Raw genomic sequence first — 24,262 nt, 5'->3', positions numbered from 1 at the left:
GGATGCGCGGACCTGCCGCTGCGAAGTGGCCAGCCGCTGTGGGCCTAGCTCAGCTCCAGGACGGGTCGGGTCAGGATCTCTTCGGCGTACCCGTCGTCAGAGGCGAGCCACTGGCCGAAATCCTTGTCCCGGTAGGCGGTCGCGAGGGTGAGCCACCCCAGGAAAAAGCCGCTGCCTCCGCAGGTGGTGCCGCCGCCATCGCCGCCGCACACGATGGTGCGCTCGGTGGTCACCTCGTGCTTGTACGGATCTTGCCCGATCGCCAACCCCCACAGGTTGGTGTCGTGGTGCATTCCGGTTTTGTAGTCGTACGGGTAACCGTCGACGGGGCAGTCATCACCCCAGCGGAACAGAGTCGTCGCCCCCGCGCCGCATGCCCACTCCCACTCATCCGCAGTCGCCGTCCGCAGGCCGACGCTCGCGAGCTGGGCCATCGCCTCGTCGTAGGAGACGTCCGTAATCGCTCGGGCCTTCGCCACCTGCCCGGTCCGGTCGAACTCGACGGTCAGCCCACCGGCAGACCGGAACGTGCTCACCCCGTCGAGCTGGGCTCCCTGCGACGCGATGAGTTTGAGCACCCGGGGGTCGTCCGGCGCCAGCGGGACCTCGCAGGGGTCGAACGCGTCGACAGCGACCAGCATCGCTGGCAACTCCACGGTGCGCATCGGCGAGGTCATCGCGTCGACGTACTCGGCCAACTGTGGAAGGCCGTACTCGTCAGCGCTGTCGGCGTAGCTGGCCAGTTGGTCCGACGTGGGCTGGAAACGGGTCGCGTCGTGGCCGAGCGTCGGTTGGCCGCCGGGCACCAGTGCGAACCGCATCCCGTCCCGCTCGAACAGCGCCACCCGGTGCGACCGCCCCGCGTACACGGTGTCCCGGAGGCCGACCGGCACGGTCAGACCGTGCCGGTCGGCGATCTCCTCGACGAGCCGGTGGGCAGCCCCATCGGAGAGGTCGTTCCACTGCGCATAAGTGAGATCGGCGTACGACACCACGCAAGGATAGGACCGGACATGCTGCTCCCGCAGGCGCGAAAATGTCACGTGCCAAACGCGTAACCGCCGGGTCGGACCGGGTAGCGGGAGAGGTTGTACGGGGCGGTGTCGATGCAGTACCGCTTGGCGGGTCTGGTCGGATCGCCGCCGGCCTGGAGCGTCTCGATCTGGTCGGCTCGACCCGGACCACCCTCAATGATCTTGATGACGAAGACGTGGTTGACCATCGGACTGCCGCCCTTCGGGACGACAGCGGTTACCAGTGCGGTGTCGCCCACCACGCTGACGCACGTCACCTCGGCGTGTCCCTCACCCACCACGCTTCCGTCGGGCAGCGCATGCCGGAAACGGAACACGCCGTGGCCTGTTCCGTCGCGGTCGACCCAACCCAGGACACCGAACCGGATCTGATGACCGACTGTCCCGGGCTCGTCGTAGACGAAACCACCGACGCCGGCGATCCACGCACCCGGCGTGGCGGGTACCTCCGGTGGGTCCTGGTCGTCGGCCTGCGCCGACACCGGGGCACCGACGACCATCACGGCCCCGGCGAGCATGGCGACAAGCAGTTTGCGGGTTTTCATGGCTTTTCCATTCTGTGATTCATGGCTGCGCGCCGGCGGTAGTCGGCCGCCACCGCGATGACCAGAGGTCCCCAAGCGAGCATTGGGGCGTAGTAGCGGAGCACCTCCCAACCGGGAGTCGGGTGCACCGGTTCGTCGTCGCCGATGCCTACCCAGGTGCTCTGCACAAGGTGGAACCTCTGGTTCAGGAGGAAGTACAAGCAGATGGCGACGAGCGACAAGCCGCCGATCAGTGCGACGCGCACGACCGGACGCGCCGGGATCCGACGGCCGCCGATGCGGGGCACCCAGTACGGGACTCGCTGTCCCCACCCGTGCACCAGACCGAGTGTCAACAGGGCCAGCCCCATCGACAGGGCGGACAGGAAGACCATGTACCACCGGGTGACGGCATCGTCGGTGAACACCAACGACAGTCGCCAGGCCGTGGACGGCAGGACGCAGAGCGGGACGGCGTAGGCGGCCCAGACCGCCCAGTGCGGGGCGGCTGTCGAGACGCGGGCAGAGTCAGTGGGGTTCATGGACGCTCCGATCCTGGGGAGGCGGTCATGGCGGCGTGGGTCGAGGTGGTGAGGGCGTAGCCGGCGGTGGTGACGGCCAACGACACTCCCCAGCCGAGGAAGACCAGCAGCGTGGCGGTGACGGCCCATCCGTCCCACACCTGGGACCAGCGCGTGTCACCGGTGAGCAGTCGGCCGACGAGCACCGCGATGCTCAGCACGCCGTAGGTGACGAGCGTGAGCGCGACCACGCCGGCGGGGATCACGGCCAGCCGTCGGGGGACCTGTCGACCGTGTAGTCCCGGCACCCAGCGCGGGAACTGCTGCCCCCACCGCTGTACCAGCCCGAGAACGAGCAGGCCGGCGAGCGGCGGGACGAGCGTGATCGCCACGCCCGTCGGTGTGGAGAGGTTCCGTTCGATGTCGTTCAGTTCCCGCTCGGAGATGCCGATCGGAACGCCGAGCACCCACAGCGCGTGGGGCACGGCCCAGCCGACCACTGGCAGCGCGACGGCGACGTACGCCCAGCGGCGTGTCCACAGCGGCACCGGCCGGTAGCCGACGACGGCCGGTCCGCGCCGGGGCCCGGATGCGTTCGCGAGCCCGGCGAACAGGACGCCACCGGCCACCAGTACGAGCCGGGCCCCGAGGTCACGCCAGTCCGAGGGCCGCCCCGCCAGCGCCGCCGGGATCTCGAAGACCAGGTGCAGCGGGAACGCGACCACCAGGAGCAGCGCGGCCGCGGCCCAGCTGCCGGCGGTCGCCCAGGTGCCGGCAAACCGGACCGTGCACCCGAGCACCACCGCGAGGGCGACGCCGACTCCCACCGCGCCCCACCCCGACCAGAACGGCAACACCACGACCTGGTCCGCACCGCACCCGCCCGCCGGATCGACCAGATCGGTGCGGTCGCAGGCGGTGTACCCCCACCGGCCACCGGCGATCCAGTACAGCCGCTGAGCGACCGCAGCGACGACGAACACGGCACACGCCAGCGCCCACGCTCTGGCGCGGTTCGGTATCTCAACGACAGCCATGGACCTACGATCGCTGGCTGCGTATCAGCTCTCCTCCCCGACAGATGGGGAAGCGCTCCCTCTGCCGGGGGACCTGGTGTCCGGGGTACGGACGCGGGCGGTGCGGGGCCGGCGACGGTCGCCTCAAGGAATGCTCAAATTCGATCGACGTCAGCCGCTGGAGCCGCGAACGCACATACGCTCACCGGACCGGTCCGCCGGCAATCACCCGTCGTAGGCAGAAGGAGGGGGAATGCGGCGATCACAACGGCGCATCGCGCTACTCGCGCTGTCCACCCTGGTGGGTAGCATCCTCGTGACGACCGGCCCTGCGGGCGCGGATCCCACGGGGTCGTCAGCCGCCACCGGCCAATCCCAGCCTGAGGGTCGTGAGTCGGTACGCCTCGTACACATCAGGCTGACCGGTGCCGACATGCTGGACAAGGTGGCCGCGGCCGGCTTCGACCTCGAACACGGCCTCCGGCGCGTGCCGAACGGCATCGAGGGCGAAGCGGTGGTGACCGCCGAGCAGGTCACCGAACTCACGGCGATGGGCGTCGAGCTGCTCGGCGACGACGCGGGCTTCGCCTGGAGCAACGAGGCCGACGGTGGCATTGGCGTCGGCGCGGCCAGCGCGCGGGCGGCCCAGCCGGCGAACCACGACGCGACGGTACGCGTGGTCCGCGCCGACTGGTTCACCACAAAGGGTCAGGGCTTCCTCTACGTCGAGGCGCGGACCACCGAGGGGCAGCAGGCGGACCCCATCGTCGGGATGCAGTTGGAGAACGACTCGGGGAAGGGCACGCCGTTCGGCTTCGCCCGGACGATGAGCCGGTTCGTCGACTCGGGGCAGTACATGTTCCACCGGAATCTCTTCAAGCTCGACGTACGCCCCAACAAGATCAAGCTGACGAGTTCCACCGGTGGCGTCGCGACCGGTGCCGTCTCCAACTGGCTCGAGGACGCCCCGCCGCCGCTGACGGCGAACCCGTCCTACAAGTCGGACTTCGTGGACGGCTACCGGCACCCGCAGCAGCTCTACAGCCGTGCCAAGGAGATCGCCCGTCAGTACCCGGACATCGCCGAGATCGTCTACCTGCCGAACCAGACGAACGGGTACCAACGCAAGGCGCAGGCCCAGATCGGTGGTACGGGGCAGGCGGCGGTCGTCGTCACCTCGGCGGCGTGGGGCCACCAGGGCGGCAACGACATCACAGTGGACTTCGTGGACCGGCCCGACGCGAACCTTCCGCTCGCGGTGGAGGTCACCGGCAAGGCGGTTCGTGTCCTGCTCGCCACGGACGCCTCGGGTGCGCCGACGAGCACGGCCGCCGAGGTGGCCGAGGCGCTGCGGAGCCGCTCTGCGGGGCTCATCGACCGGGCGCACCCGTACCGCACCAACGGGGGCACCGGCATCGTCGCTCCGACGGTCGGCCCGGTCGCGCTGACCGACTTCCTCGACCAGAAGCGCGTCGGAGCACCGGAGGGCGAGGTGCCGCGCGGCCCCGCGACGATCCCGGTCCTGCGGATCGGCAAGCACCGTGACGGTACGAAGCCTGGTGTCCTCATCCAGGCGCAGGACCACGCCCGGGAGTGGGTGCCGGCGACGACCAGCCTGGAGTCGGCCGAACGTCTGGTGCACAACTACCGGTCCGACCGGGAGACGAAGAAGATCGTCGAGAACACAGACGTCTTCTTCATCCTGTCCAACAACCCCGACGGGGCGAACTACAGCTTCTACAACTTCGCCTCGCAGCGTAAGAACATGACGAACCACTGCCCGGACGCGAGCGCCGATCCGGCGCAGCGGAACTCCTGGGGCGTCGACCTGAACCGGAACTACCGGGTCGGGTCGGGCCACGACGGCTACGCGGGAGGGTCGACCAACTGCGTCAGTGGCACCTACCAGGGGCCGGGGGAGCTGTCCGAGCCCGAGTCGAAGAACATCATCTGGCTGGTCGAGAAGTACAAGAACATCAAGTTCATGATGTCGGTGCACTCCAACGGCGGCCAGCTCTTCTGGCAGCCCGGCGCCTACATCGCGGACGGCCGGATCACCACGCCGCGTCCGCCACTGGGTGACGAGGCGTTCTACTGGCAGTCCGCCGCCCGGATCCTGTCGCAGGTCAAGGCGCACCGGGAAACTGTCGTCACGCCGGAGAACGTCGGCGGTTCGTCCGACGTCCTCTACTCCTCGGCGGGCAACGTACGCGAGGACCTGTACCACACCTACGGGATCTACGCGTTCGGCTGGGAGGTCGGCGGCTCCGTCTACAACCCGGCCACCGGTGACTGGCAGGGCGGTTCGTTCCAGCCGGAGTGGGACGGCAACCCCGAGCTCGTCAGTGGCCACGCCGAGACCATGGAGTACGCCAACGGGATCATGGAGATGTTCCGGGTCGCGGCGGACTGGGGCAGGGACAACAAGAACCCGACGTCCCAGCTGGTCCCCGGTGCGGGGCGCTACTCCGGGCCTGTCGACGTGCACTTCGAGACCAGCGAGCCGGCCACCATCTACTACACGACCGACGGCAGCCGGCCCACGCTCGAGTCGCCCCGCTACGCGGCGACCGAGTTCCGTGAGCCGGGGCAGGTGTTCCACGTGACCGAGACGACGACCTTCCGTTGGTTCTCGGTCGACAGCGCCGGCAACATCGAGAAGAACTACGACCCGACGAAGAACGACAAGCGCAACAACTACCGCACCGCGACGATCAGGATCGCCAAGAGGTAGCGCCCCACGACGATCGTTGCCCCGTCGGTGCGGACCACCCGCGCCGACGGGGCAACTCGCGCAAACACGTCGCGCCGGTCAGCCTCGTCGCCCGGCCCACAACGGGCTGTCCACGTAGTGGTTGTCGTACCGGTCCTGGGTTTCGCCGACCTCCTGCCAGGTGGCTTCGCCCTGGTGCACCTTGTCCAGCAGTCGGTAGTAGTCGAACCGGGGCTTGCCGGGGGTGATCACGACGAGGAAGTCGGCGTCCTGGCCGTCGGCGGGGGCGAAGGCGTGCGGGGTGTTCGGGGGGACAAAGAGCGCGTCTCCCTTGTGCAGGGTGTGCACCTCGTCGTCGACGAGCATGTCAAGGGCGCCGTCGAGCATGAAGAACAGCTCACCGGAGTGGGTGTGCAGGTGTGGAGGCGCGCCGTCGGTGCCGTGCTTGAGCACTGTGCGGTTGCTGGTCAGGGCACCGCCGGTGTGCTCAGGGTCGAGGAGCAGCGTGATCACGCTGGCCGGGTCGTTGTCGAGAACCTCGGCCTGGGCTGCGCGTACCAAAGTCATAGTCGACTCCTTCGTCGTCTGTCGATTCCTAGACACTAGATGTCCAGAATCAATCGACGCCAGCGATCATGGCGTGCGTCACAAATTCTGGACAGGTAGAGTCCAGGATTATGCGGATGAGTCAGGGCGTCGAATGGGCCCTCCACACGTGCCTCAACCTGAGCTGGCTGGACGCCCCGGTGCCGACCAGCACCCTCGCCGCCTTCTACGAGCTGCCGCCGGCGTACCTGAACAAGCAGCTCCAGGCCCTGGCCCGGGCCGGGATCCTCACGTCGACCTCGGGGCCGCGCGGCGGCTTCCAACTGGCCCGGACCCCGGCGGCGATCTCTCTGCTGGACATCGTGGCCGCGATCGAAGGACCGGAGGAGCTGTTCCAGTGCGACCAGATCCTCCGCAAGGGCCCGGGCGAGCACGCGGGCGTCGACTATCGAGAGTCCTGCGCGTTCGCCCAGGCCATGCGTGGCGCCGACCTGGCCTGGCGGCGGGAGTTGGCCGGTAAGACCGTTGCCGACGTCCGGGCCGACGTCGAGCGCGGGCACCCCGAAGCACCAGCCAACACCCGCGCCAGGATCGTGGAGCTGCGCTAGGGCGTGGTCCGGCCCGCGGTCAGCGGCCGTGCACCTCCAGCTCCCACAGCGAGTAGCCGTACGTGGGCAGGGCCCGCTGGGTGCCCTGGACGCGCAGGTAGCGACCGGTGGCCGAGATGGCGATGTCGTCCACACCGCCGTCGCCCGTTGTCGTGGTGTGCACCGTCGACCAGGTGACGTTGTCCGGGGAGACCTGGATCTGGTACGCCCGCGCGTACGCCGCCTCCCAGGTCAGCCGGACCCGGTCGAGGGTGCGGGACACGCCGAGGTCCACCGAGATCCACTGCGGGTCGGCGTACGCGCTGCCCCAGCGGGTGGCGGTGTTGCCGTCCACGGCGTTGCCCGCCACGTGCGTGCTGCCCGGCTCCACGCTGGAGGTGGTGACTGGTCGGCCCCGGGAGAGCAGGGTGCCGCTGGCGGCGGTGCCGTAGACATTCAGGTCCCACAACGAGTAGCCCCACTGGGTGGCGCGTTGGGTGCCGTGCACCCGCAGGTAACGGCCGGTGCCGGTGACCGTGAGGTCGTCGACGCCGCCGTCTCCGGCGGTCGTGGTGTGCACCGGCGACCAGGTGGCGTTGTCCGGCGACACCTGGACCTGGTACGCCCGCGCGTGGGCCGTCTCCCAGGCCAACCGCACCCGGTTGATCGCATACGTGGCACCCAGGTCGACGGTGATCCACTGCGGGTCGGCGTACGCGCTGCCCCAGCGGGTGGTCGTGTTGCCGTCCACGGCGTTGGCCGCCGCGTGCGCGCTGCCCGGCTCGACGCTGGACGCCGTCACCGGCCGGCCGTGGGCCAGGTCGGTGGCGGGTGGCTCACTCGGACCGTCGGTCCTGATCCGCACGTTGCGGTAGTTGATGTCCATCCCGGCACCGTCGTTCTGCAACCCGATGTAGCCGTTGGCGATGGCCCGGCTGCTGACGTAATCGTTGATCTTGACGCCGTTGAGCCAGATCTCGACCCGCTGGCCGTGCACGCCGATCTCGTAGGTGTTCCAGGAGCCGGGTGGGTTCAGCGCCGCCGCGCGGGCGGCCTGGTTGGGTGCCTGGAAGCTGTAGACGCTGCCGGTGGTGCGCGTCGCGTCGCCGTCGGTGGCGTCGATCTGGATCTCGTGACCGGCGGCGACCGGGCCCCACGGGTCGCCCTGCGGATCGGGGAACCCGATGAAGATTCCGCCGTTGTCGTCGCCCGGCATCATCCAGTCGACCTTGAGCGAGTAGTTGGCGAAGGTGCGCACCGGGTACCAGAGCAACCCCATGCCACCGTTGGACGTGAGGGTGCCGTCGGCCACTGTGAACCCGCCCGGCCCCGCCTGCCGCCACTGCCCGAGGCTGGCCTGGGTGCCGTCGAACAGCGGGGTGTAGCCGGGCTCCGGCCGGCAGTCGGCCGCCACCGCCCCGGCCGCCACCTGGATGCCGCCCAGCAGCATGCGGGTGAAGTTCGGGTCGGCGTAGCTCTGCTCGGTGTGGCCGAGGCCGGTGTACCAGGAGCGTCCGCCGCCATAGCTGTGGCACCAGGTGATCGGGTGGTCACCACCCATCGACCCACCCGTGTACGACGACTCGTCGAGGCTGGCCAGCACCTTGACCGCCGAGCGGGGGTTGGTCCGGTAGTTGTACCACTCGTCGGTGCGGGTCCAGGTCGACGGCAGGTGCGCGGTCGAGGCGTTGGCCCGGTCCTCGACCCGCACTGTCGCCTGCTGGGTGGCCGGGTGCGAGGCGAAGTAACCGCCGACCAGCCCGCCGTACCACTGCCAGTCGTACTCGGTGTCGGCGGCGGCGTGCACTCCGACGAAGCCGCCGCCAGCGGCCAGGTACGCCTCGAACGCGCCCTGCTGGCCGGCGTTGAGCACGTCGCCGGTGGTGCTGAGAAAGACCACCGCCTGGTACTGGGCGAGGTTCGCCGTGGTGAAGGTCGCCGCGTCCTCGGTGGCGGTGACGGTGAAACCGTTCGCCGCGCCGAGCTGCTGGATGGCGGCGATGCCGTTCGGGATGGAGGAGTGCCGGAAGCCGGCGGTCTTGGAGAAGACCAGGACCTTGTCCAACGGTGCGGCCTCGGCCGGGGTCGAGGTGACCGTCGCCGCACCGGCGGCGAGGGTGAGTCCGGTGACGACGGCTGCGGCGAACCTGCTGATGGCGCGTCTACTCATGCGGGGCTCCTTGTGGGAGGGGGTGGACGGTCGGGCGCGGCATTGCCGGCCGGCGGGCCGGCACGGCCCACCGGCTCCGGCGTCAGAGGGTGATCAGGTCGAACTTCTCCCAGGGACCGATCGCGTCCCGGTTCGCGACAAGCGCCTCGGCCCCGCCGTTCTCCGCGACCACGTACCTGTTGTTCACCGTCGCCCGCAGGCTGACCGAGCCGTCGGTGTTGCGGACCAGGGCGAAGGTCTCCCACGATCCGGCGGACGCCCGGTTGGCGATCAGCGGGTTGGCACCGGCGTTCTCGGCGCAGACGATCTGGTTGTTGACCCGGGCCCGCAGGGCGATGGTGCCGCCGCCGAGGTCGACCTGGTCGAACTGCTCCGAGCTGCCGACGCTGGCGGCGGACGCGACGAGGTTGCCCGCGCCGGCACTGGTGGCGCTGACGTACCGGCCGTTCGCCTGGGCCCGCAGCGCGACCGCCCCGGTCGCCGGTGTGCCGCCGGTGAGGATCCGCAACGCGTCGACCATGCCCACGGAGGTGGTCTTGTTGACGATGCGGATCGTGTGGGAGCCGTTGGCCAGCCCGGTCTTGCGGAACACCACCTGCTGCGCCTGGCGGGCGCCGGCGATGTTCAGGTTGACGTTGGCCTGGAACACGTTGTCCAGGTAGACGTCGACGTTGCCCATGTCGCTGAACCGCTCGGACAGGTACTCCACCCCGGTGCCGGTGAAGGTGTAGCTGGCCGCCGAGCCGACAGTGGTGCTGTGGTGGGTGTCGTCGTTGTGGTCGCCGTACCCCCGGGTGGTGGTGTGGTGCCAGTTGGCGTCGTAGGTCAGCATCGTGTCGTTGACCAGCCCGCCACCGCCCGCGCCGCCGAGACCCAGTGTCGAGGCGGTGCCGGACAGGCTCTTCTCGCCCTGGTTGGCGGTGCCGGTCAACGTGCTGGTCGCGTACGTCGACAGCGGTTTGGCGGTGCGCTCCACCACGTACACAGTGTTCGCCGCGGTGGCGAAGCTGATCTCGGCGGCCGAGGTGGTGGTCAGCACGGCGTTGTCCGAGGTACGACGGACCCGGACCTCCTGGCCGCCCCACGGGTTCACCACCCGGGCCGTCTTGCCGTACTGGCTGCGCAGCCCCACGTACTTGGTCTCGCCGGCCTCGCGCTCCGAGCTGACCAGGAAGCCGTCCTTGGCGAGCAGGGTGAACCTCCCGACGAAGCTGGCATCGGTCGGCGCGGCCGGGAACACCCGGATCTTGTCGTTGTACGACTGGAGCAAGGACTCGTTCATCGCCGTCAGGTGGACGCCGAGGTACTCGAAGACGCCGTTGGTGTTGTTGGTCATCCCGTTCGGGTAGTTCTGGTACTTCTGCAGCATCGTCCGCATGCCCTGGAAGGCCTGGTCGCCGAGGCCGAGCCGGGCGGCGTGCACGTGGTCGTTGGACCAGACGTTGCCGTACGGGTGGGGCCGCACGTTCCAGGTGGTGATCGCGGTCTGCTGGTCGGGGTAGCCGATGCCGGTCTGGTCGTAGGGCCACGCCAACTCCAGCGCCACGTTCTCGTTGTTGCGGGTCTGCGCGATCGGTGGGTCGTGCGGCAGGTACGCCCCGTTCTGCACCTGGTAGGGGGCCAGGTTGTTGACGATGGTCTGCCAGTTTGCCCGCAGCCCGGCGTCGAGGCCGAGTTGCTGGCTCACCTGGATGGTGAGCGGGAAGAGCAGCCGCACCGCCGCCAGGTCGGTGATGGCGTTGCGGACGTCCCAGTACGTCTCGTGGGCGTTCGAGCTGGCCATGTACCACCGGCCGGTGGCGCTGTCGTGGTCGAGCATGTCCTCGTAGAACTTCACCGCCTCCCGCATGTACGGGTAGGCGGTGTTGCGCAGGTACGTCTCGTCGTTGCTGTACCGGTACTGCAGGTACATGTTGTAGGCGGCCTCGGTGCCGGTCGAGTAGGTGTCGTTGACGTAGTCGCTGTTGATCGTGCCCCGGGCGTTGCCGTCCCAGCCCATCGTCTCGGGCACCCAGAGCCCGTCGCTGCCGTACCGGGTGGTGGTGTACGACTTCAGCGCGGAGAGGTTGCGGCTGTAGAGCCTGTTGAAACCGGCCATCAGGTCGACGTGGTTGCTGGCCAGGAACGAGTTGTAGACGTCCCGTTGGTTCCAGTACCAGTAACCGTTGCTCCACTTCGAGGTGTCCTGGGTCGCCCGGAAGACCCCGTTGATGAAGTGCAGCGGGTAGGTGCCGTAGCCGCCCGCCGCGATCATGTAGGTCGCCAGGTAGTAGACGTTCTCCAGGTAGTCGGCGTCGCCGCCCGCGTTGGAGTACTGGACGAACGACCTGACCCAGAAGTCGTGCCACCAGTTGCGGTAGTTGTTCAACGTGGTGGCGTAGCCGGTGGCCTTGGCCGCCGCCAACTGGTTCTTCGCCTGGGTCACCGAGTTCAGGCCCGGTGAGTTGATCCGGCTGGCCGCGGTGAACCACACCGTGTAGCTCGATGTGGGGGTGATCGTCAGCCGGACCCGGGTGCCGTTGACCACCTGGGACGAGTACGACGCCCCCTCGACGGTGGCCGCCAGGGTGTACCCGAAGTTGTTCGCGTCGGTCTGCCCACGGCTCAACCCGACGCCGGCGGCGTCGGCGAAGGTCGAGACGGTACGCCAGGTGTCGAGGTCGGGGACGTCCGCGATGTTCTGGACGGTGTTCATGTCCCACAGGCTCAGGTCGAGCCCGACGCTGCTGACCCCGGGTCTGGTGTCCTCGACGTGGATGCCCATCACCTCGGAGTTGGGCGCACCCAGCACCGTGACGGTGCGATTGCTGTCGTACTTCGTGGTCAGCGTCCCGTCGTACAGCGAGAGACGTTGCTGGAACGTGGTGTAGCCGGTGTCGAGCTGCGGGTTGCTGTACAGGTTGACCAACCCGGCGGCGTAGGTCGACTGCTGCGCCAGGTCGACACCGGAGACCTGGGCGGTCAGACCGTTGTTGTTCCACACCATGGCGCCGGTGCGGCCGTTGCCGACGGTCAGCCCGTGCAGGGGGTTCGTGTTCGGGCGGTTGTAGACGATGTCGTGCTTCGACAGGTAGGCGGCCCGGTTGACGTTCAACGTCCCGGTGCTGGTCCCGAACGCGGCGTCCGTGGGTGCCGCGGTCGCTGGCCTGGCCGGCCCGACGGCGACGACACCACCGGCGAGCAGGACAGCGAGCGCGATTCGTAGCGGCGGCGTCAACTTCATCGACACGATCTCCTCTGGATCGTCGCGGATGCAGGCCTCGCACCCCGGGAAGTGCCCCGGTGTGCCCACGTCCGCCGAAACGAGGGCGATGTCGAGACGACGCGGAGCGATGCCACCGCGCCGGGTTGACGGCAACCGGATGAACATCGATCCACATCGTTGATGTGCAGTTAACATTGGACGTCTGTGAGGGTCAATCCCTCGGGATTGTCGAGATCACCTCAGGAGCGGTGAGCCGCCACGTTGATGACGTTGCCGTCCGGGGCGCGGACGAAGAACCTGCGCACACCCCACGGCTCGGTGGTCAGCGGGTGCACGATCTCGTAGCCGAGCCGCTGTGCCTCGGCATAGGCGCCGTCCACGTCATCCACCTGCACGCTGATGACCGAATCCTCGGGTGCTGTCGCGTCGCCGGAGACGAGCTGCACGGCCACGTCGGGGTCGGGTGAGGTGTAGCGGGCCACCCAACCCAGATTGAATGCCTCGGTGCTCAGACCGAGAAAGTCGGTGTAGAAGCCCTTCGCGGCGCCGACGTCAGCCACCGGAAGGTTGGGCAGAATGCGAATGACGCGCATGCGGGCTCCAGCTGCTCAGGCAATCGATAGCTCATTATCCCGACCGTCAGGCCCTGACCCGCTCGGCGACCCGTACCGCGACGGCCCTCAGCTGCTCGGCGGAGAGCGGCGGCTCCGACTGTGCGGCGACGGCCTGCTCGTCGACCCCCACCATGTTGCTGACGCTCGCGCTGAGCGCCCGGTTGCCGGGCAGTTGGATCGAGACGATGTGCTGCACGCTCGCGGTTCGCTTTCCGGTCAACGTCTCGGTCTTCATCCGGAGGCCGCCGGGGGTCGTCCCCGCCACACAGGCGCGGTGGTAGCGGTTGTCTCCCGCACCCTCCGGCAGCTCACACGGCCAGTGGAATCCGGCAGGCCCCTCGGGCGCCGAGGGGTCGACAGGGCGGCCCGTCGGCGCCGGATCGAGAACGTCGAAAAAAATGGACACCCCCAGCGGGCCTTTCCGTCCCCGATACGACACACCGGATCCGCCGCCGACCATGTCGTCCCGGCCGTTGTGGGTGAACACCGGCGGCCGCCCGTCCGGCTGGCGGGCCTCGCCCACGTGGTCGGGGATCCAGAACCACGTCGACCCGGGCGCCACCGCACGCAGCGCGGCATCGAACTCCGCGCCAAGGCGCTCCGCGCTGGCCTCGGCGCTCGCGTCGGTATCGAAAACCAGACGGAAGCCGGTGTCCGGGGCCGTGGGGGAGGGCGCGGCCAGCGGCCGGCTGGGCTCCTGATCGTGTACGGCGACACCGACACCGACGCCGACCGCCACCGCCAGGACAGCGGCCAGCGGACCGCCGACCAGTCGGGCGCGGCTCGCGCGCCGCTCGCGCCGGACGATGCCCTCCACGTCCACCCGGGGCGGCGGTGGCGTCCCGATCAACTCGTCGAACAACTGGTGACCCATCTGCTGCCTCTTCCTCAGGACTGGCCGGTGACGACGGCGCGCAGGTTCGCCAACCCACGTGCCGACTGACTCTTGACGGTGCCGGTGGAGATGCCGAGGATCTGCGCGGTTTCCTCCACCGAACAGTCCAGGTAGTAGCGGAGCACGAGCACCGCCCGCTGCTTGGGGCCGAGGGAGCGCAGCAACGCGGCGAGTCCTTCGCGGTCGGTGACCGTCTCCGGGCCCGCCACGGGCACGTCCGGCAGCGTCGCGCTCGCCTGTTCGCGCCGCTTCCAGGGCCGGCGCCGCTCGTCGAGCCAGGTGCGGGTCAGGACCCGCTGGGCGTACGCGTCACGATTATCCGCCCGACCCGCCGTGCGCCAGTTTCGGTAGAGCTTTGCCACGGTCACCGACACGACGTCGTCGGCGGTGTGCCAGTCCTGGCAGAGCAGGAACGCGCTGCGCCGCCAGCGATCCATCCGGCCCGCGACGAAGTCGTGGAAATCTGTCTCGTCGGCCCGCCTCACCGGGGTCTGTCCTCTCCGGCGACCAGCACGGGTCTGTTCTCTGCGCTGACTGTCACGGCCGTACGACGCGGCCCTCCCGTCCGGGGGTTGCATGCTTCCTGATCTGGTGTTCGGGCGGGCCGGCCCGGCGGTCTGCCGATTAGGCTGCCGGACCTAGGACGGTAGCGGCGATGCCAGCGGGGGCGAGGATGAGCACCGACGATCGGATCGTACGGGCCCGAGAGATCTATGAACGGGCGGTGTTCGGCGGCGACACCAGCGGGCTGAGAGACGCCGAGCAGGGTCTGCACGCCGTCGAGGCCGATGCGGCGTTGGCGCGGGGGATGATCCTGCACGCCCGGTTTCAGAGCGCGCCCGCCGACGCCGGCTCGTCGCCTACCGAGGATCCCGCCGAGCTGCCGCTGTTCGAGCGTGCGCTCGAGCTGTACCGGGCACTGGGGGACCCGCGCGGGGAGGCCGAGGCGTTGTTCTGGATTGGTTGTCTGCACCAGTTCATCCGACGTGACGACGAAACCGCAATTCCGTACCTGGAGCGGTCCTGCCGGCTGGCGGCGCAGACCGGCGACAAGCCGACCCGGTCGGAGGCGCTCCGGCACCTGGGCATCGCGGCGCACGCCGCCGGCCGGCTGGACGAGGCACGCGAGCGGCTGGAGGAGTCAACCCGGCTGCGCCGGGAGGTCGGAGCGCTGGCGGGCACGGCCTCCAACATGATCGGACTGGCCTACATTGCCGCCGCCCAGGATCGCGGCGCGGATGCGCTCGCCATCCTCGACGAGGCGCACGCCATCGCACGTACGCACGGCGCGCACGCCATCGCCCGGCACATCGAGCAGGCGAGAACGCAGATCTGAGCCTGCGACCACGGGCGGACGAGCGGCCTTCGGGATTCGGCCAGCGGTGTTGGAGCAGTCAGCTCAGCGCGGCCGCCTTGCCGAGCAGCACCGCGCGTTCGCGCTGATTGGCGCAGAGCCGCGCGGCCAGCTCCAGTTCGGCACGCGCCTCCGGAAGCCGGCCGAGGCGGGTCAGCAGCTCGCCGCGTACGGTCGGGACGAGGTGCGACCCGGGGAGCCGGTTGGAGGCGATCAGCTCGTCCACCATGGCCAGGGCTGGCGCCGGACCCGAGGCCATGGCGACGGCGACGGCTCGGTTGAGTTCGACCACCGGCGAGGGCGCGACCCGGCCGAGCGTCTCGTAGAGCCGGACGATCCGGGCCCAGTCGGTCTCCTCGACCGAGGGTGCCGACGCGTGCGTGGCCGCGATCGCGGCCTGTAGACCGTAGGGGCCGAGGCCGCGTTGCTTTGCCCTGGCCAGCGCGGTCAGCCCACGGCGGATCGCCGGGAAATCCCACAGTCGGCGGTCCTGGTCGTCAAGGAGGATCGGGGTGCCGTCCGGGTCGGTACGGGCCGGGAAGCGCGCGGCCGTCAGCTCGCACAGGGCGAGCAGGCCGTGCACCTCCGGCTCGTCCGGCTGTAGCGCGGCAAGTGTGCGGGCCAGCCGGATCGCCTCGTACGCCACGTCGGGGCGGAGCAGCCGGTCGCCCGACGTGGCCGTCGAACCCTCCGTGAAGATCACGTAGAGGACGCTGAGGACACCGCCCAGCCGCTCCCGGCGCTCGCCGGCCGGCGGGAGCTCGAACGGCACCCCGGCCGCTGCGATCGCCTTCTTGCCCCGGGTGATGCGGGCCTGCACGGTCGGCACCGGCACCAGGAACGCGCGGGCGATCTCCTCGGTGGACAGGCCGCCGACCACCCGCAGGGTCAGCGCCACCCGCGCCTCGCGGGAGAGCACCGGGTGGCAGCTGACGAACATCAGCGCCAGCACGTCGTCGTCGATCCGGTCGGGGTCGATCTCCTGATCGAACGCGGGATCGGCCGCCAACAGGGCGTATCGCTCCTGGAGGGCGACCCGGCGGCGGATCGCGTCGATCGCCCGCCGTCGGGCCGTGGCCATCAGCCACCCGGCCGGATTGGCCGGAGAGGCACGCGGCCAGGAGACCAGCGCCTCGGCCACCGCCTCCTGGGCGGCGTCCTCGGCCAGCCCGAAATCACCGGTGAACCGGGTCAGCGCGGCCACGATCCGCGCCGACTCGATCCGCCAGACGGCCTCGACGTCGGCCGTACCCATCAGACCTGGCCGTTGCTCTCGCCGCCCTGCGGGACCTCGTCGGCCTCGGCCACCCGCCGGACCTCGATCTTGGACCCGCGGACCGCCGGGACCCGCCTCGCCCACTCGACCGCCTCCTGTTTCGTGGCGACATCGAGCAGGAAGTAGCCGCCGAACAACTCCCTGGTCTCGCCGTACGGACCGTCGGTGACCACCGGTGCCTCTCCACCGAAGTCGACCACGACGCCCTGGCGCGGATCGTCCAGCCCTTCGGCCGCGACGAGAACGTCGGCCTTCATCATGTCCTCGATGAACTGGCGGGTGGAGGCCATTATCTCGTCGAGGTTGGCCATCATGGCCGCGTTCGTCTCATCGGTGCCCCGCATGATCAACATGTACTTCGACATCGCGTTCTCCTCGTCCGACGGGGCCGTCTCCCGGCCCCAGCATCCCCACGTCGAACGGGCGGCCTGCGGATCGACACGGGCCGGGGCATTCTTTTCGTGTCCCTTGCTCGTCGATCTTGCACTTGCTGTCCCGACATAAGGGGCATTCAATCTATGTCGACAACTGAAACTGCATGATCGACGCGGCGGGAGAGCGCCGCCGACGCTTGATTGGATAGTCGTGTATCAATAGATTGAGGGTGGGCGTCGCCGGGGTCCGGGGGACCGGGCCGTCGGCGGCTGACAGGTCCACCCCGAGCCGGGCATTTCGGTCGTACGCGCGACCGGTCGCTGTGGCGCACCGCCGCGCCGCATCCAGGGCACGTTGTCGCGCCGCGTCCGTCCAGGACGCGCCGCCGTGCCGTCTCCGCTCAGCTCGATGGCAGAAGGACCCTTCATGACGATTTTCCGTGCCCGCCCCGCCGCGACCCTGGTGGTCGTCGCCGCGCTGGCCGCCGCCGCGACCACAACCGGAGCGGCAGTGCTCAGTGGCCCGGCCGCAGCCGCCCAGGGTTGCCGGGTCGACTACACGCCCAATCAGTGGCCCGGCGGATTCACCGCCACCGTCAAGGTCTCCCCGGGGGACGCGGCCGTCTCCAGTTGGACCGTCACCTGGACGTACGCCGGGGACGAGCGGGTCACCAGCGGCTGGAACGCCACGGTCAGCCAGTCCGGATCGACGGTGACCGCCCGCAACGCGTCGTACAACGGCAGCATCCCGGCCGGCGGCTCCACCGAGTTCGGGTTGCAGGGCACGTACGGCTCCAGCGGTGGTGCGCCGACCGGGTTCAGCCTGAACGGCGTGCCGTGCAACGGCGCCACCCCGCCGCCGACCACTCCGCCGCCGACGACGCCACCGCCGACCACCCCGCCGCCCACCACGCCTCCGCCGACCACCCCGCCGCCCACCACCGAGCCGCCGACCGGGTGTGCCGGCGCGGTGCTCTGCGACGGCTTCGAGGGCCAGACCGGTTCGACGCCCTCCGGTGACTGGGCCGTGGTGAGCCCGGACTGTTCCGGCGCCGGTACCGCCACCATCGACACGGCGACCACGCACAGCGGCAGCCGGTCGGTCCGGATCAACGGCGCGGCCGGGTACTGCAACCACGTTTTCATCAGGTCCACGAAGAACCTCGCCAGCGTGGGCAACGTCCGATACGGCCGGGTCTGGGTCCGGCACACCACCGCCCAGCCCACCGAACACACCACGATGATGGCGATGGCCGACGCCGCCGACGGCAACAAGGACCTGCGGTTGGGTGGCCAGAACGGCGCGTTGCAGTGGAACCGCGCCTCCGACGACGCGACCCTGCCCGAGCAGAGCCCGGCCGGGGTGGCGCAGAGCCTGCCGTTACCCACCAACCGGTGGACCTGCGTCGAGTTCATGGTGGACGGCGCGGCCGGTCAGCTGCGTACCTGGGTGGACGGCGCCGCCATCCCCGGGCTGACAGCGGACGGCGCACCGACGCACGACATCGACGGCCAGTGGTACAACCGCACCTGGCGACCGCAGCTCACCGATCTGAAGCTGGGCTGGGAGAGCTACGGCGGCGGAGCCGACACCCTCTGGTACGACGACATCGCGGTCGGGTCCAGCCGGATCGGCTGCTGACCCTTCCGGGTCTCGGCCGGGGACAGTCAGCGGTGCCCGTCCAGATCAGTGAATGTGTCAAGGGTGTGGCCCGGAAGTCGGGTCACACCCTTGCTCGTCAGTGACCTCCTTCACGACACGGCGGGCCCACAGCTGCTCACCTCACGCGGGAGGATGTCTGGACACTGTCTGGCCCGCGCGGTGGCAAGGGGCGGAGCGCATTGCCGCGTCCGCCGTCGGCAGCCGCGCGTCGGGGACCGGGGGAGAGGCGACCATGGACCGCACGTTGGCCGACATCCTGGACGCGGCGGCGCACGGGCGCTATCCGCCACCAGACGGCGGGACCACAGTGGTGCCACAGCCGAGCCGCCGCGACGCCGGAGTCATCGCCTTCACCGGACACTCGGTGGTGTTCACCGACGAAGACCCCCAGTGGGTACGACGTACGCTGGCCACCCTCGACTGCGATCCCCTGGCGGCCACGATGAATCCGCGTTTCCTGGGTGCGCTGCTCGACCGCACCCGGCGCTCCATGGACACGATCGACCTGCTGACCGTGGCGAGTTGCCTTGACGGGCCACCTCCATTGCACCTGGCTGAGCTGACGGACGCCGATCATCCTCGCGAGGTCAGGTCGCGTCGGCGTCGTGACGACATCCGCGTCTGGGGCGCCGAGGGTGGGGTGGTCGTGCTCGGCCGCGGGGTGGCCGGGCGTTGGGAGGCGGCGATAGAGGTCGACGACGAGCGTCGCCACCGAGGCCTGGGGCGGGCGCTGGCGACGGCCGCCCGCCATCTGGTGCCCGACGGCCAGCCGGTCTGGGCCCAGCAGGCCGCCGGCAATGCGCGCAGCGTGCGCGCCTTCCAGGCGGCGGGTTTTCGACCGGTGGGTGCCGAAGCGCTTCTTCCTCAGACGTAGGGACTGCACGGGGCGAGCCACACGTACCACTGTGGGCCGAACCGTGATCCGCAGGAGGTTTCCGAGATCACCCCCGGGGGCATCCCGCGGATGACGTCAGCCGCCCGCTACCCCTGATCGAGGAGATCACCCATGTCGGTCCAGGCATTTCTCTACGTTGTCGCCGTCATCCTGATCGTGCTCGCTGCTCTGCCGCTGCCCACGAGGGGTGTCTCGCTCGCGCTTCTGGGTGCCGCCTGCGCCCTGCTCGCCTACGCCTGGCCGGTGATCACCGACTGACCTTTCCGTGAGTCGTCGTTGCTGCGGTCGGTGGTCAGCAGCCAGAGCACTATCAGGCTGCCGGCCACCGACCGCCAGTCTGTTGCTCTCACGGGATCGTTGTCCGCCGTCGCTGGCGGTACGCGGCGGCCTTGGCACGGTCTCCACAGCCGCGCATGCCGCACCAGCGCCGCCGTGCGCCCCGCGACCGGTCGACGAACGCTCGGGTGCAGTGTTCGTCGGCGCACCAGCGGAGGGCCAGGCGGTCGTCGCTGGCGTGCAACTCCAGGCAGTCGCGGGCGAGGACCGTCAGGACGGAGTTCAGATCGCCGTTGCGGTGCACCCCGTCGACGTTAAGGCGCAGTGTGGGTAGCGGCCCCGCTGCGGCGGCATTCACCAGCTCACGGTCTGTCGTGGCCGCCTCGGTGCCGTCGATCAGGGCTTGGACCAGGCGGAACATCGCCTCTCGGAGTGCCTTGACGTGCCGCAGGCCGGCTTCGTCCACATCAGGCGCTCGCTCGACGATGCCGGCCTGGACGGCCCATTCCGCGAAGTCTGTTGGCGCGGTCAGCTGCTCGACGTCCGCGTGGCCGCGCTCGGCGCGGGTCGGAAGGAAGTCCAGTACCGGCCGATCGGCGATGAACTCGAACCTCACGTCACCATATTGACCGGTGACGCGACGCGGTGCAAGAGTGAAGCGATGTCATCACCGGTCGAACAGGTGACGGAACTGGACCCCGGTACCCGCCGCGACGGCGCTCGGCTGACCCACTACCTGGTCGCGGCGCTGCTGGCCCGTGCCGCTGACGAAGGCGCACGCGTCGCGATGGTGATCTTCGCCCTGGACCGGACGGGTAGCGCAGCCGTCGGCGGGACGTTGGTCGCGACCCTGCTCCTCCCACACGTCGTGGCTGCGCCCCTGGTCGGCGGGCTGGTCGACCGGTCGCGACGGCCAGCAGCCGTGCTCGCCGCCGCAATCGCCGTCTTCGCCGGCGCCCTCGCGGCCCCGGTCGCCCTGCTCGGTCATGCGCCGCTGTGGCAGACCTATCTCGTCCTAGCGATAGCGGGATGCTGCGGGCCCGCGGTGACCGGCGGGCTGACCAGCCAACTGGCCGCACTGGCCGGCCCCGGGCACGAGGCTCGTGCCTTCGCGCTGGACTCGTTGTCCTACAACGTTGCCGGCATGGTCGGGCCGGCGACGGTGGGGCTGGTGGCGGCCTCCGCCAGCCCGGGCACCTCCACCCTCGCGCTCGCGGTCGCCGGCGGGCTCGGCGCGCTCGGCGTCGCGTTCCTGCGCCTGCCCGCCTCCGGTGCGGCAGCGGAGCAGACCCGAGCGGTCGACCTGTTCCAGGGTGCCCGCGCGATCGTGCGGAACCCGGCCCTGCGAACGATCACACTCGCCACCAGCGTCGGCCAACTGGGCCTCGGCGGTATGGCTGTCGTCGCCACCACCCTCGCTGCGGCTACGCACGAACCCAGCCGCGCCGGGTTGCTCCTCGGCGTGACCGCCGGTGGCGCGTTCGTGGGATCACTGCTCTGGGCATGGCGTCCGTTGCCGGCGTCCCGCGCGCCCCGCGTGGCGGTCTGGGCCATGGTCGCGGTCGGTGTACCCCTCGCGTTCGCCTCCGCGGTGCACTCCCTGCCGCTGGCCGCCGCACTGTTCGCGCTGTCGGGGCTCTTCACCGGACCGTTCGCGGCGGCGCTGTTCCTGGCCCGGAGTCACCTGGCCGCCGAGGCGATCCGTACACAGGTCTTCACCATCGGCGCCGGACTGAAGGTGGCCGCCTCGGCGATCGGCGTCGGCCTCCTGGGCCTCGCCACCGATCTGCCAGCGAGTGCTCAACTGCTGATGGTTGCCGCCTTCCCGGTTGTCGCGGGCATCGCGGGTGGCGTGCTGCTGCGGCCCCGCCCAGGAGCAGGTGTGGGCGGGCACATCGACGCTTGCTGAGGTTCTTTCACAAGCGTAGGAAGAACACCACCCATCGATCCGCCGTCCAGCGTCGAAGGAGATGCGTGTGACCACCTCCAGAGGGCTCCGTCTGGCCGTGTCCGTGCTGGTGACAGCAGGCGCCGTCCTGCTCGGAACGGCGGCGCCCGCCGCACCGCCAACGACTCCCGCACCGACCGGGCACCCGTCCTGCGACCCGATCGACCCGACCGCCTGCCTGCTGCCGTTCCCGAGCGACTACTTCACAGTGCCGGACCGGAGCAGCCCCACCGGCAAGCGGGTGCGGTTCGCCGCCGCCGCGATGCCCGCCAACGTGCAGGGAACCCCGATCGACCCGACGGAGTGGAACCGGCAGGACGGGTTCAGCCCGGGCTCACCGATCCTGGTGCGCGTACCCGGCCTCGACGCCGCGGCGAGCGGGATCGCGCCGGTCACCGACATCGGCCGCTCGCTGGCGCCGAACGCGCCGATCGTGCTGCTCAACACCCGGACCGGTGAGCGCACGCCGTACTGGGCCGAGTTGGATGCGCACGCGGTCGGCCAGCCCGACCGGCAGCTGCTGATCATCCGACCGGCGGTGGCGCTGACCGAGGGCACCCGCTACGTCGTCGGGTTGCGCGGTCTGCGGGACGGCAACGGGGCGTTGATTCCGGCGCCGAAGGCGTTCACGGCGTACGTGACCGGCGCCGGCCTCAGGCAGCGGGACGCTCGGGGGCCGCAACTGAGGCGGATCGTCGCCGAGCTGAGCCGGACCGGCGTCAAGCGGCACAGCCTCTACCTGGCCTGGGACTTCACAGTGGCCAGCCGGCACGGGCTGACCGGGCGGATGTTGGCGGTCCGGGACGACGCGTTCGCCGACCTCGGCCGGGCCGCGCCGCCGGTCACCGTCACCCAGGTGACGGACTATTCACCGGAGCAGGATCCGTTGATCGCCCGGCAGGTCGCCGGCACCATCGGCGTACCGTCCTATCTGACCGGCGACGGAGGGCCCGGCTCCCGCCTGCACTACGGGCCGGCCGGCGGCGCCGGGACGGCGCCCACGCCGAACGCTCTGCCCACGCCGTCGGGCGCGACGGTGGCGGCGGACTTCGTCTGCAACATCCCGCGCAGCGCCTCGGCCGCGCGCCCGGCCCACCTCTCGCTCTACGGCCACGGACTGCTCGGTCGACCGACCGAGATCAACGCCGGCAACGTCAGGACGATGTCGAACACCCACAACTTCACCTTCTGCGCGACCAGCTGGATCGGCATGGCCGCCGCTGACGTTCCCTTTGTGGCCAACGCCTTCACCGACCTCAGTGTCTTTCCCGCGGTGGCGGACCGGCTGCAGCAGAGCTTCCTGAACTTCCTCTTCCTGGGTCGCGCGATGATCCACCCAGCTGGGTTCGCCGCCCACCCGGCGTTCCGGGACGCCACCGCCCGGCCGCTGATCAATCGCGTCGGCGGGCTGCACTACGACGGCAACAGCCAGGGCGGCATCAACGGAGGTGCCCTCACCGCCATCGCCCAGGACTGGACCCGGTCGGTGCTCGGCGTACCGGCGATGAACTACTCCACACTGCTGCAACGCAGCGTGGACTTCGCACCGTTCCAGACCGTGCTCGACGGCTGGTACCCGGACACTGTCGACCAACAACTGGTCCTCGCGCTGCTGCAGATGTTGTGGGACCGCTCCGAGGCCAACGGGTACGCCCAGCACATGACCGACCGGCCACTACCGCGCACCCCGGCGCACCAGGTGCTGATGCACGTTGCCTTCGGCGACCAACAGGTCTCGCCGGCTGCGGCGGAGGTGCAGGCGCGCACCATCGGCGCGCGCCTGCACACCCCCGCGCTCGCCGACGGCTGGTCACTGGACGTGCGACCGTACTGGGGCATCACGCCGATCCGCCGCTACCCGTACACCGGCTCGGCGATCGTGATCTGGAACAGCGGCGCGGCCTACGCGCCGCCGCCGACGAACCTCGCCCCCGTCGGACCGGAGTACGGCGACGATCCGCACGAGTTCCCCCGCGCCCAGGCCGGAGCCCAGAAACAGAAAGCGGTCTTCCTGCTCACCGGCAAGGTCGTCGACGTTTGCGCGCGGACACCCTGCCCCTGACGCGAGGATCGGAACGAAGCGGGGCGCTGGCCGTGCCAGCGCCCCGCCGGGGAAAACGTCGACCCTGTCGGGTCAGCAGCGCACCTCGGTCTCCTTCTGCGCCACGTCCGAGATGCCGCCGAGGGCCCGGGTGCACACCGACAGCGTGTTGGCGCCCAGGGACCAGACCTCCGGACCACTGGAACACTGCAGGTCGCGCAGCGTGCTTCCGGTCACGATGGAGGTGCAGACCTGGTACGAACCGTGGCTTGCCCGGTACTGCTGCCACACGTACGTGTAGGCGTAGTTCTTGCCGCAGCCCTTGTACTGCTTGACCGATGCCGCGGTCTGACCGCCGACGGTGACGTACGCCGTGGCGCCGATCTGCACCGAGTCGACGCAGCGCGGGTTGGTCTCGGCGTGCGCGGGTCCGGCGAACGTCAGCGCCGCGGGCACAGCCAGACCGGCGGCCGCGAGGATGCGTACGCCACGGCGGGAAAGCTTCTTCATCGGTGACCTCCTTCAATGCACCGGAATTGTGGGGCCCGGTGTCGTCGATGCACCACATTGATGGCGACCGAGCCCGTTCGGTACCCTCTGACACGCTCTG

Annotated in this window: 22 protein-coding genes; 8 read left to right on the top strand and 14 right to left on the bottom strand. The window is 69.9% G+C overall.

All coding sequences use genetic code 11. From position 1 onward, the window contains the following. Positions 1 to 44: 44 nt before the first annotated feature. Genes GUI43_RS00450 through GUI43_RS00435 form a run of 4 tightly spaced genes read right to left on the bottom strand, consistent with a single transcriptional unit; the run spans position 45 to position 3,116 of the window. Positions 45 to 992, bottom strand: coding sequence for a hypothetical protein (locus tag GUI43_RS00450; RefSeq protein ID WP_112697387.1), 948 nt, complete (start codon positions 990 to 992; stop codon positions 45 to 47). Between the two features lie 47 nt (positions 993 to 1,039). Then, positions 1,040 to 1,579 (bottom strand): hypothetical protein, encoded by a 540-nt coding sequence (locus GUI43_RS00445; protein ID WP_112697385.1) that lies wholly within the window; start codon positions 1,577 to 1,579, stop codon positions 1,040 to 1,042. Next, on the bottom strand, positions 1,576 to 2,100 hold the full coding sequence (locus tag GUI43_RS00440) for a hypothetical protein (RefSeq protein ID WP_112697383.1): 525 nt from the start codon (positions 2,098 to 2,100) through the stop codon (positions 1,576 to 1,578). Before GUI43_RS00440 ends, GUI43_RS00445 begins: the two co-directional genes overlap by 4 nt. Beyond that, positions 2,097 to 3,116, bottom strand: a complete 1,020-nt coding sequence (locus GUI43_RS00435; RefSeq protein WP_146763108.1) for a hypothetical protein — start codon at positions 3,114 to 3,116, stop codon at positions 2,097 to 2,099. Before GUI43_RS00435 ends, GUI43_RS00440 begins: the two co-directional genes overlap by 4 nt. Before the next feature lie 232 nt (positions 3,117 to 3,348). Between GUI43_RS00435 and GUI43_RS00430 the strand changes: the two genes are divergently transcribed. Next, complete coding sequence (locus GUI43_RS00430) at positions 3,349 to 5,829, top strand: M14 family zinc carboxypeptidase (protein ID WP_112727081.1); 2,481 nt, start codon at positions 3,349 to 3,351, stop codon at positions 5,827 to 5,829. Positions 5,830 to 5,907: 78 nt separating this feature from the next. Here GUI43_RS00430 and GUI43_RS00425 read toward each other — a convergent pair whose 3' ends face one another. After that, positions 5,908 to 6,375: a cupin domain-containing protein gene (locus GUI43_RS00425; RefSeq protein WP_112583518.1), complete on the bottom strand. Its 468-nt coding sequence runs from the start codon at positions 6,373 to 6,375 to the stop codon at positions 5,908 to 5,910. A 116-nt stretch (positions 6,376 to 6,491) separates the two neighbouring features. Here GUI43_RS00425 and GUI43_RS00420 point away from each other — a divergent pair, with 116 nt between their 5' ends. After that, the gene (locus GUI43_RS00420; protein WP_112583519.1) at positions 6,492 to 6,962 is read left to right on the top strand and encodes an RrF2 family transcriptional regulator; all 471 of its coding nucleotides are present in this window, start codon (positions 6,492 to 6,494) and stop codon (positions 6,960 to 6,962) included. Between the two features lie 19 nt (positions 6,963 to 6,981). Here the strand turns inward: GUI43_RS00420 and GUI43_RS34405 are convergent, their stop codons facing one another. The 5 genes from GUI43_RS34405 to GUI43_RS00395 form a co-directional block, all read right to left on the bottom strand. After that, on the bottom strand, positions 6,982 to 9,111 hold the full coding sequence (locus tag GUI43_RS34405) for a ThuA domain-containing protein (RefSeq protein WP_112697377.1): 2,130 nt from the start codon (positions 9,109 to 9,111) through the stop codon (positions 6,982 to 6,984). Between the two features lie 82 nt (positions 9,112 to 9,193). Then, complete coding sequence (locus GUI43_RS00410; protein ID WP_249037602.1) at positions 9,194 to 12,481, bottom strand: glycosyl hydrolase family 95 catalytic domain-containing protein; 3,288 nt, start codon at positions 12,479 to 12,481, stop codon at positions 9,194 to 9,196. A gap of 74 nt (positions 12,482 to 12,555) precedes the next feature. Then, positions 12,556 to 12,909, bottom strand: a complete 354-nt coding sequence (locus tag GUI43_RS00405) for a VOC family protein (RefSeq protein ID WP_091399869.1) — start codon at positions 12,907 to 12,909, stop codon at positions 12,556 to 12,558. Positions 12,910 to 12,955: 46 nt separating this feature from the next. Beyond that, the gene (locus GUI43_RS00400; RefSeq protein WP_112697375.1) at positions 12,956 to 13,804 is read right to left on the bottom strand and encodes a hypothetical protein; all 849 of its coding nucleotides are present in this window, start codon (positions 13,802 to 13,804) and stop codon (positions 12,956 to 12,958) included. A gap of 14 nt (positions 13,805 to 13,818) precedes the next feature. Beyond that, positions 13,819 to 14,310, bottom strand: a complete 492-nt coding sequence (locus GUI43_RS00395; RefSeq protein WP_225855188.1) for a SigE family RNA polymerase sigma factor — start codon at positions 14,308 to 14,310, stop codon at positions 13,819 to 13,821. Between the two features lie 188 nt (positions 14,311 to 14,498). On the opposite strand from GUI43_RS00395, the gene GUI43_RS00390 reads away from it, so the two are divergent. Continuing rightward, positions 14,499 to 15,161, top strand: a complete 663-nt coding sequence (locus tag GUI43_RS00390) for a tetratricopeptide repeat protein (RefSeq protein WP_112697371.1) — start codon at positions 14,499 to 14,501, stop codon at positions 15,159 to 15,161. A 58-nt stretch (positions 15,162 to 15,219) separates the two neighbouring features. Here GUI43_RS00390 and GUI43_RS00385 read toward each other — a convergent pair whose 3' ends face one another. Beyond that, the gene (locus tag GUI43_RS00385; protein WP_112697369.1) at positions 15,220 to 16,434 is read right to left on the bottom strand and encodes an RNA polymerase sigma factor; all 1,215 of its coding nucleotides are present in this window, start codon (positions 16,432 to 16,434) and stop codon (positions 15,220 to 15,222) included. Then, positions 16,434 to 16,820: a YciI family protein gene (locus GUI43_RS00380; RefSeq protein ID WP_112603132.1), complete on the bottom strand. Its 387-nt coding sequence runs from the start codon at positions 16,818 to 16,820 to the stop codon at positions 16,434 to 16,436. The genes GUI43_RS00385 and GUI43_RS00380 overlap by 1 nt, the downstream gene beginning before the upstream one ends. Before the next feature lie 436 nt (positions 16,821 to 17,256). Here GUI43_RS00380 and GUI43_RS00375 point away from each other — a divergent pair, with 436 nt between their 5' ends. The 3 genes from GUI43_RS00375 (at position 17,257) to GUI43_RS33630 (ending at position 19,645) form a co-directional block, all read left to right on the top strand. Continuing rightward, complete coding sequence (locus GUI43_RS00375) at positions 17,257 to 18,471, top strand: cellulose-binding domain-containing protein (RefSeq protein WP_112697367.1); 1,215 nt, start codon at positions 17,257 to 17,259, stop codon at positions 18,469 to 18,471. 253 nt (positions 18,472 to 18,724) lie between these two features. After that, positions 18,725 to 19,366 (top strand): GNAT family N-acetyltransferase, encoded by a 642-nt coding sequence (locus tag GUI43_RS00370; RefSeq protein WP_112697365.1) that lies wholly within the window; start codon positions 18,725 to 18,727, stop codon positions 19,364 to 19,366. Positions 19,367 to 19,498: 132 nt separating this feature from the next. Continuing rightward, entirely contained in the window at positions 19,499 to 19,645 is a 147-nt protein-coding gene (locus GUI43_RS33630) for a hypothetical protein (protein WP_167337290.1), read from the top strand. A gap of 88 nt (positions 19,646 to 19,733) precedes the next feature. Here GUI43_RS33630 and GUI43_RS00365 read toward each other — a convergent pair whose 3' ends face one another. Beyond that, positions 19,734 to 20,279, bottom strand: coding sequence for a CGNR zinc finger domain-containing protein (locus tag GUI43_RS00365; RefSeq protein WP_112697363.1), 546 nt, complete (start codon positions 20,277 to 20,279; stop codon positions 19,734 to 19,736). 45 nt (positions 20,280 to 20,324) lie between these two features. Between GUI43_RS00365 and GUI43_RS00360 the strand changes: the two genes are divergently transcribed. Together GUI43_RS00360 and GUI43_RS00355 are read left to right on the top strand one after the other, a co-directional pair. Then, positions 20,325 to 21,572, top strand: a complete 1,248-nt coding sequence (locus GUI43_RS00360; RefSeq protein ID WP_112697361.1) for an MFS transporter — start codon at positions 20,325 to 20,327, stop codon at positions 21,570 to 21,572. Between the two features lie 67 nt (positions 21,573 to 21,639). After that, positions 21,640 to 23,673, top strand: coding sequence for a hypothetical protein (locus GUI43_RS00355; RefSeq protein WP_112697642.1), 2,034 nt, complete (start codon positions 21,640 to 21,642; stop codon positions 23,671 to 23,673). A gap of 72 nt (positions 23,674 to 23,745) precedes the next feature. Here the strand turns inward: GUI43_RS00355 and GUI43_RS00350 are convergent, their stop codons facing one another. Continuing rightward, the gene (locus GUI43_RS00350) at positions 23,746 to 24,162 is read right to left on the bottom strand and encodes a hypothetical protein (RefSeq protein ID WP_112583530.1); all 417 of its coding nucleotides are present in this window, start codon (positions 24,160 to 24,162) and stop codon (positions 23,746 to 23,748) included. Between the last annotated feature and the right edge of the window lie 100 nt (positions 24,163 to 24,262).

The sequence above is a fragment of the Micromonospora noduli genome, assembly GCF_003264365.1.
In the GTDB taxonomy this organism is placed as follows: Bacteria; Actinomycetota; Actinomycetes; order Mycobacteriales; family Micromonosporaceae; genus Micromonospora; species Micromonospora noduli.
The sequence above is the reverse complement of the archived record's forward strand: the minus strand, read 5'-3'. Positions and strand labels throughout refer to the sequence as shown.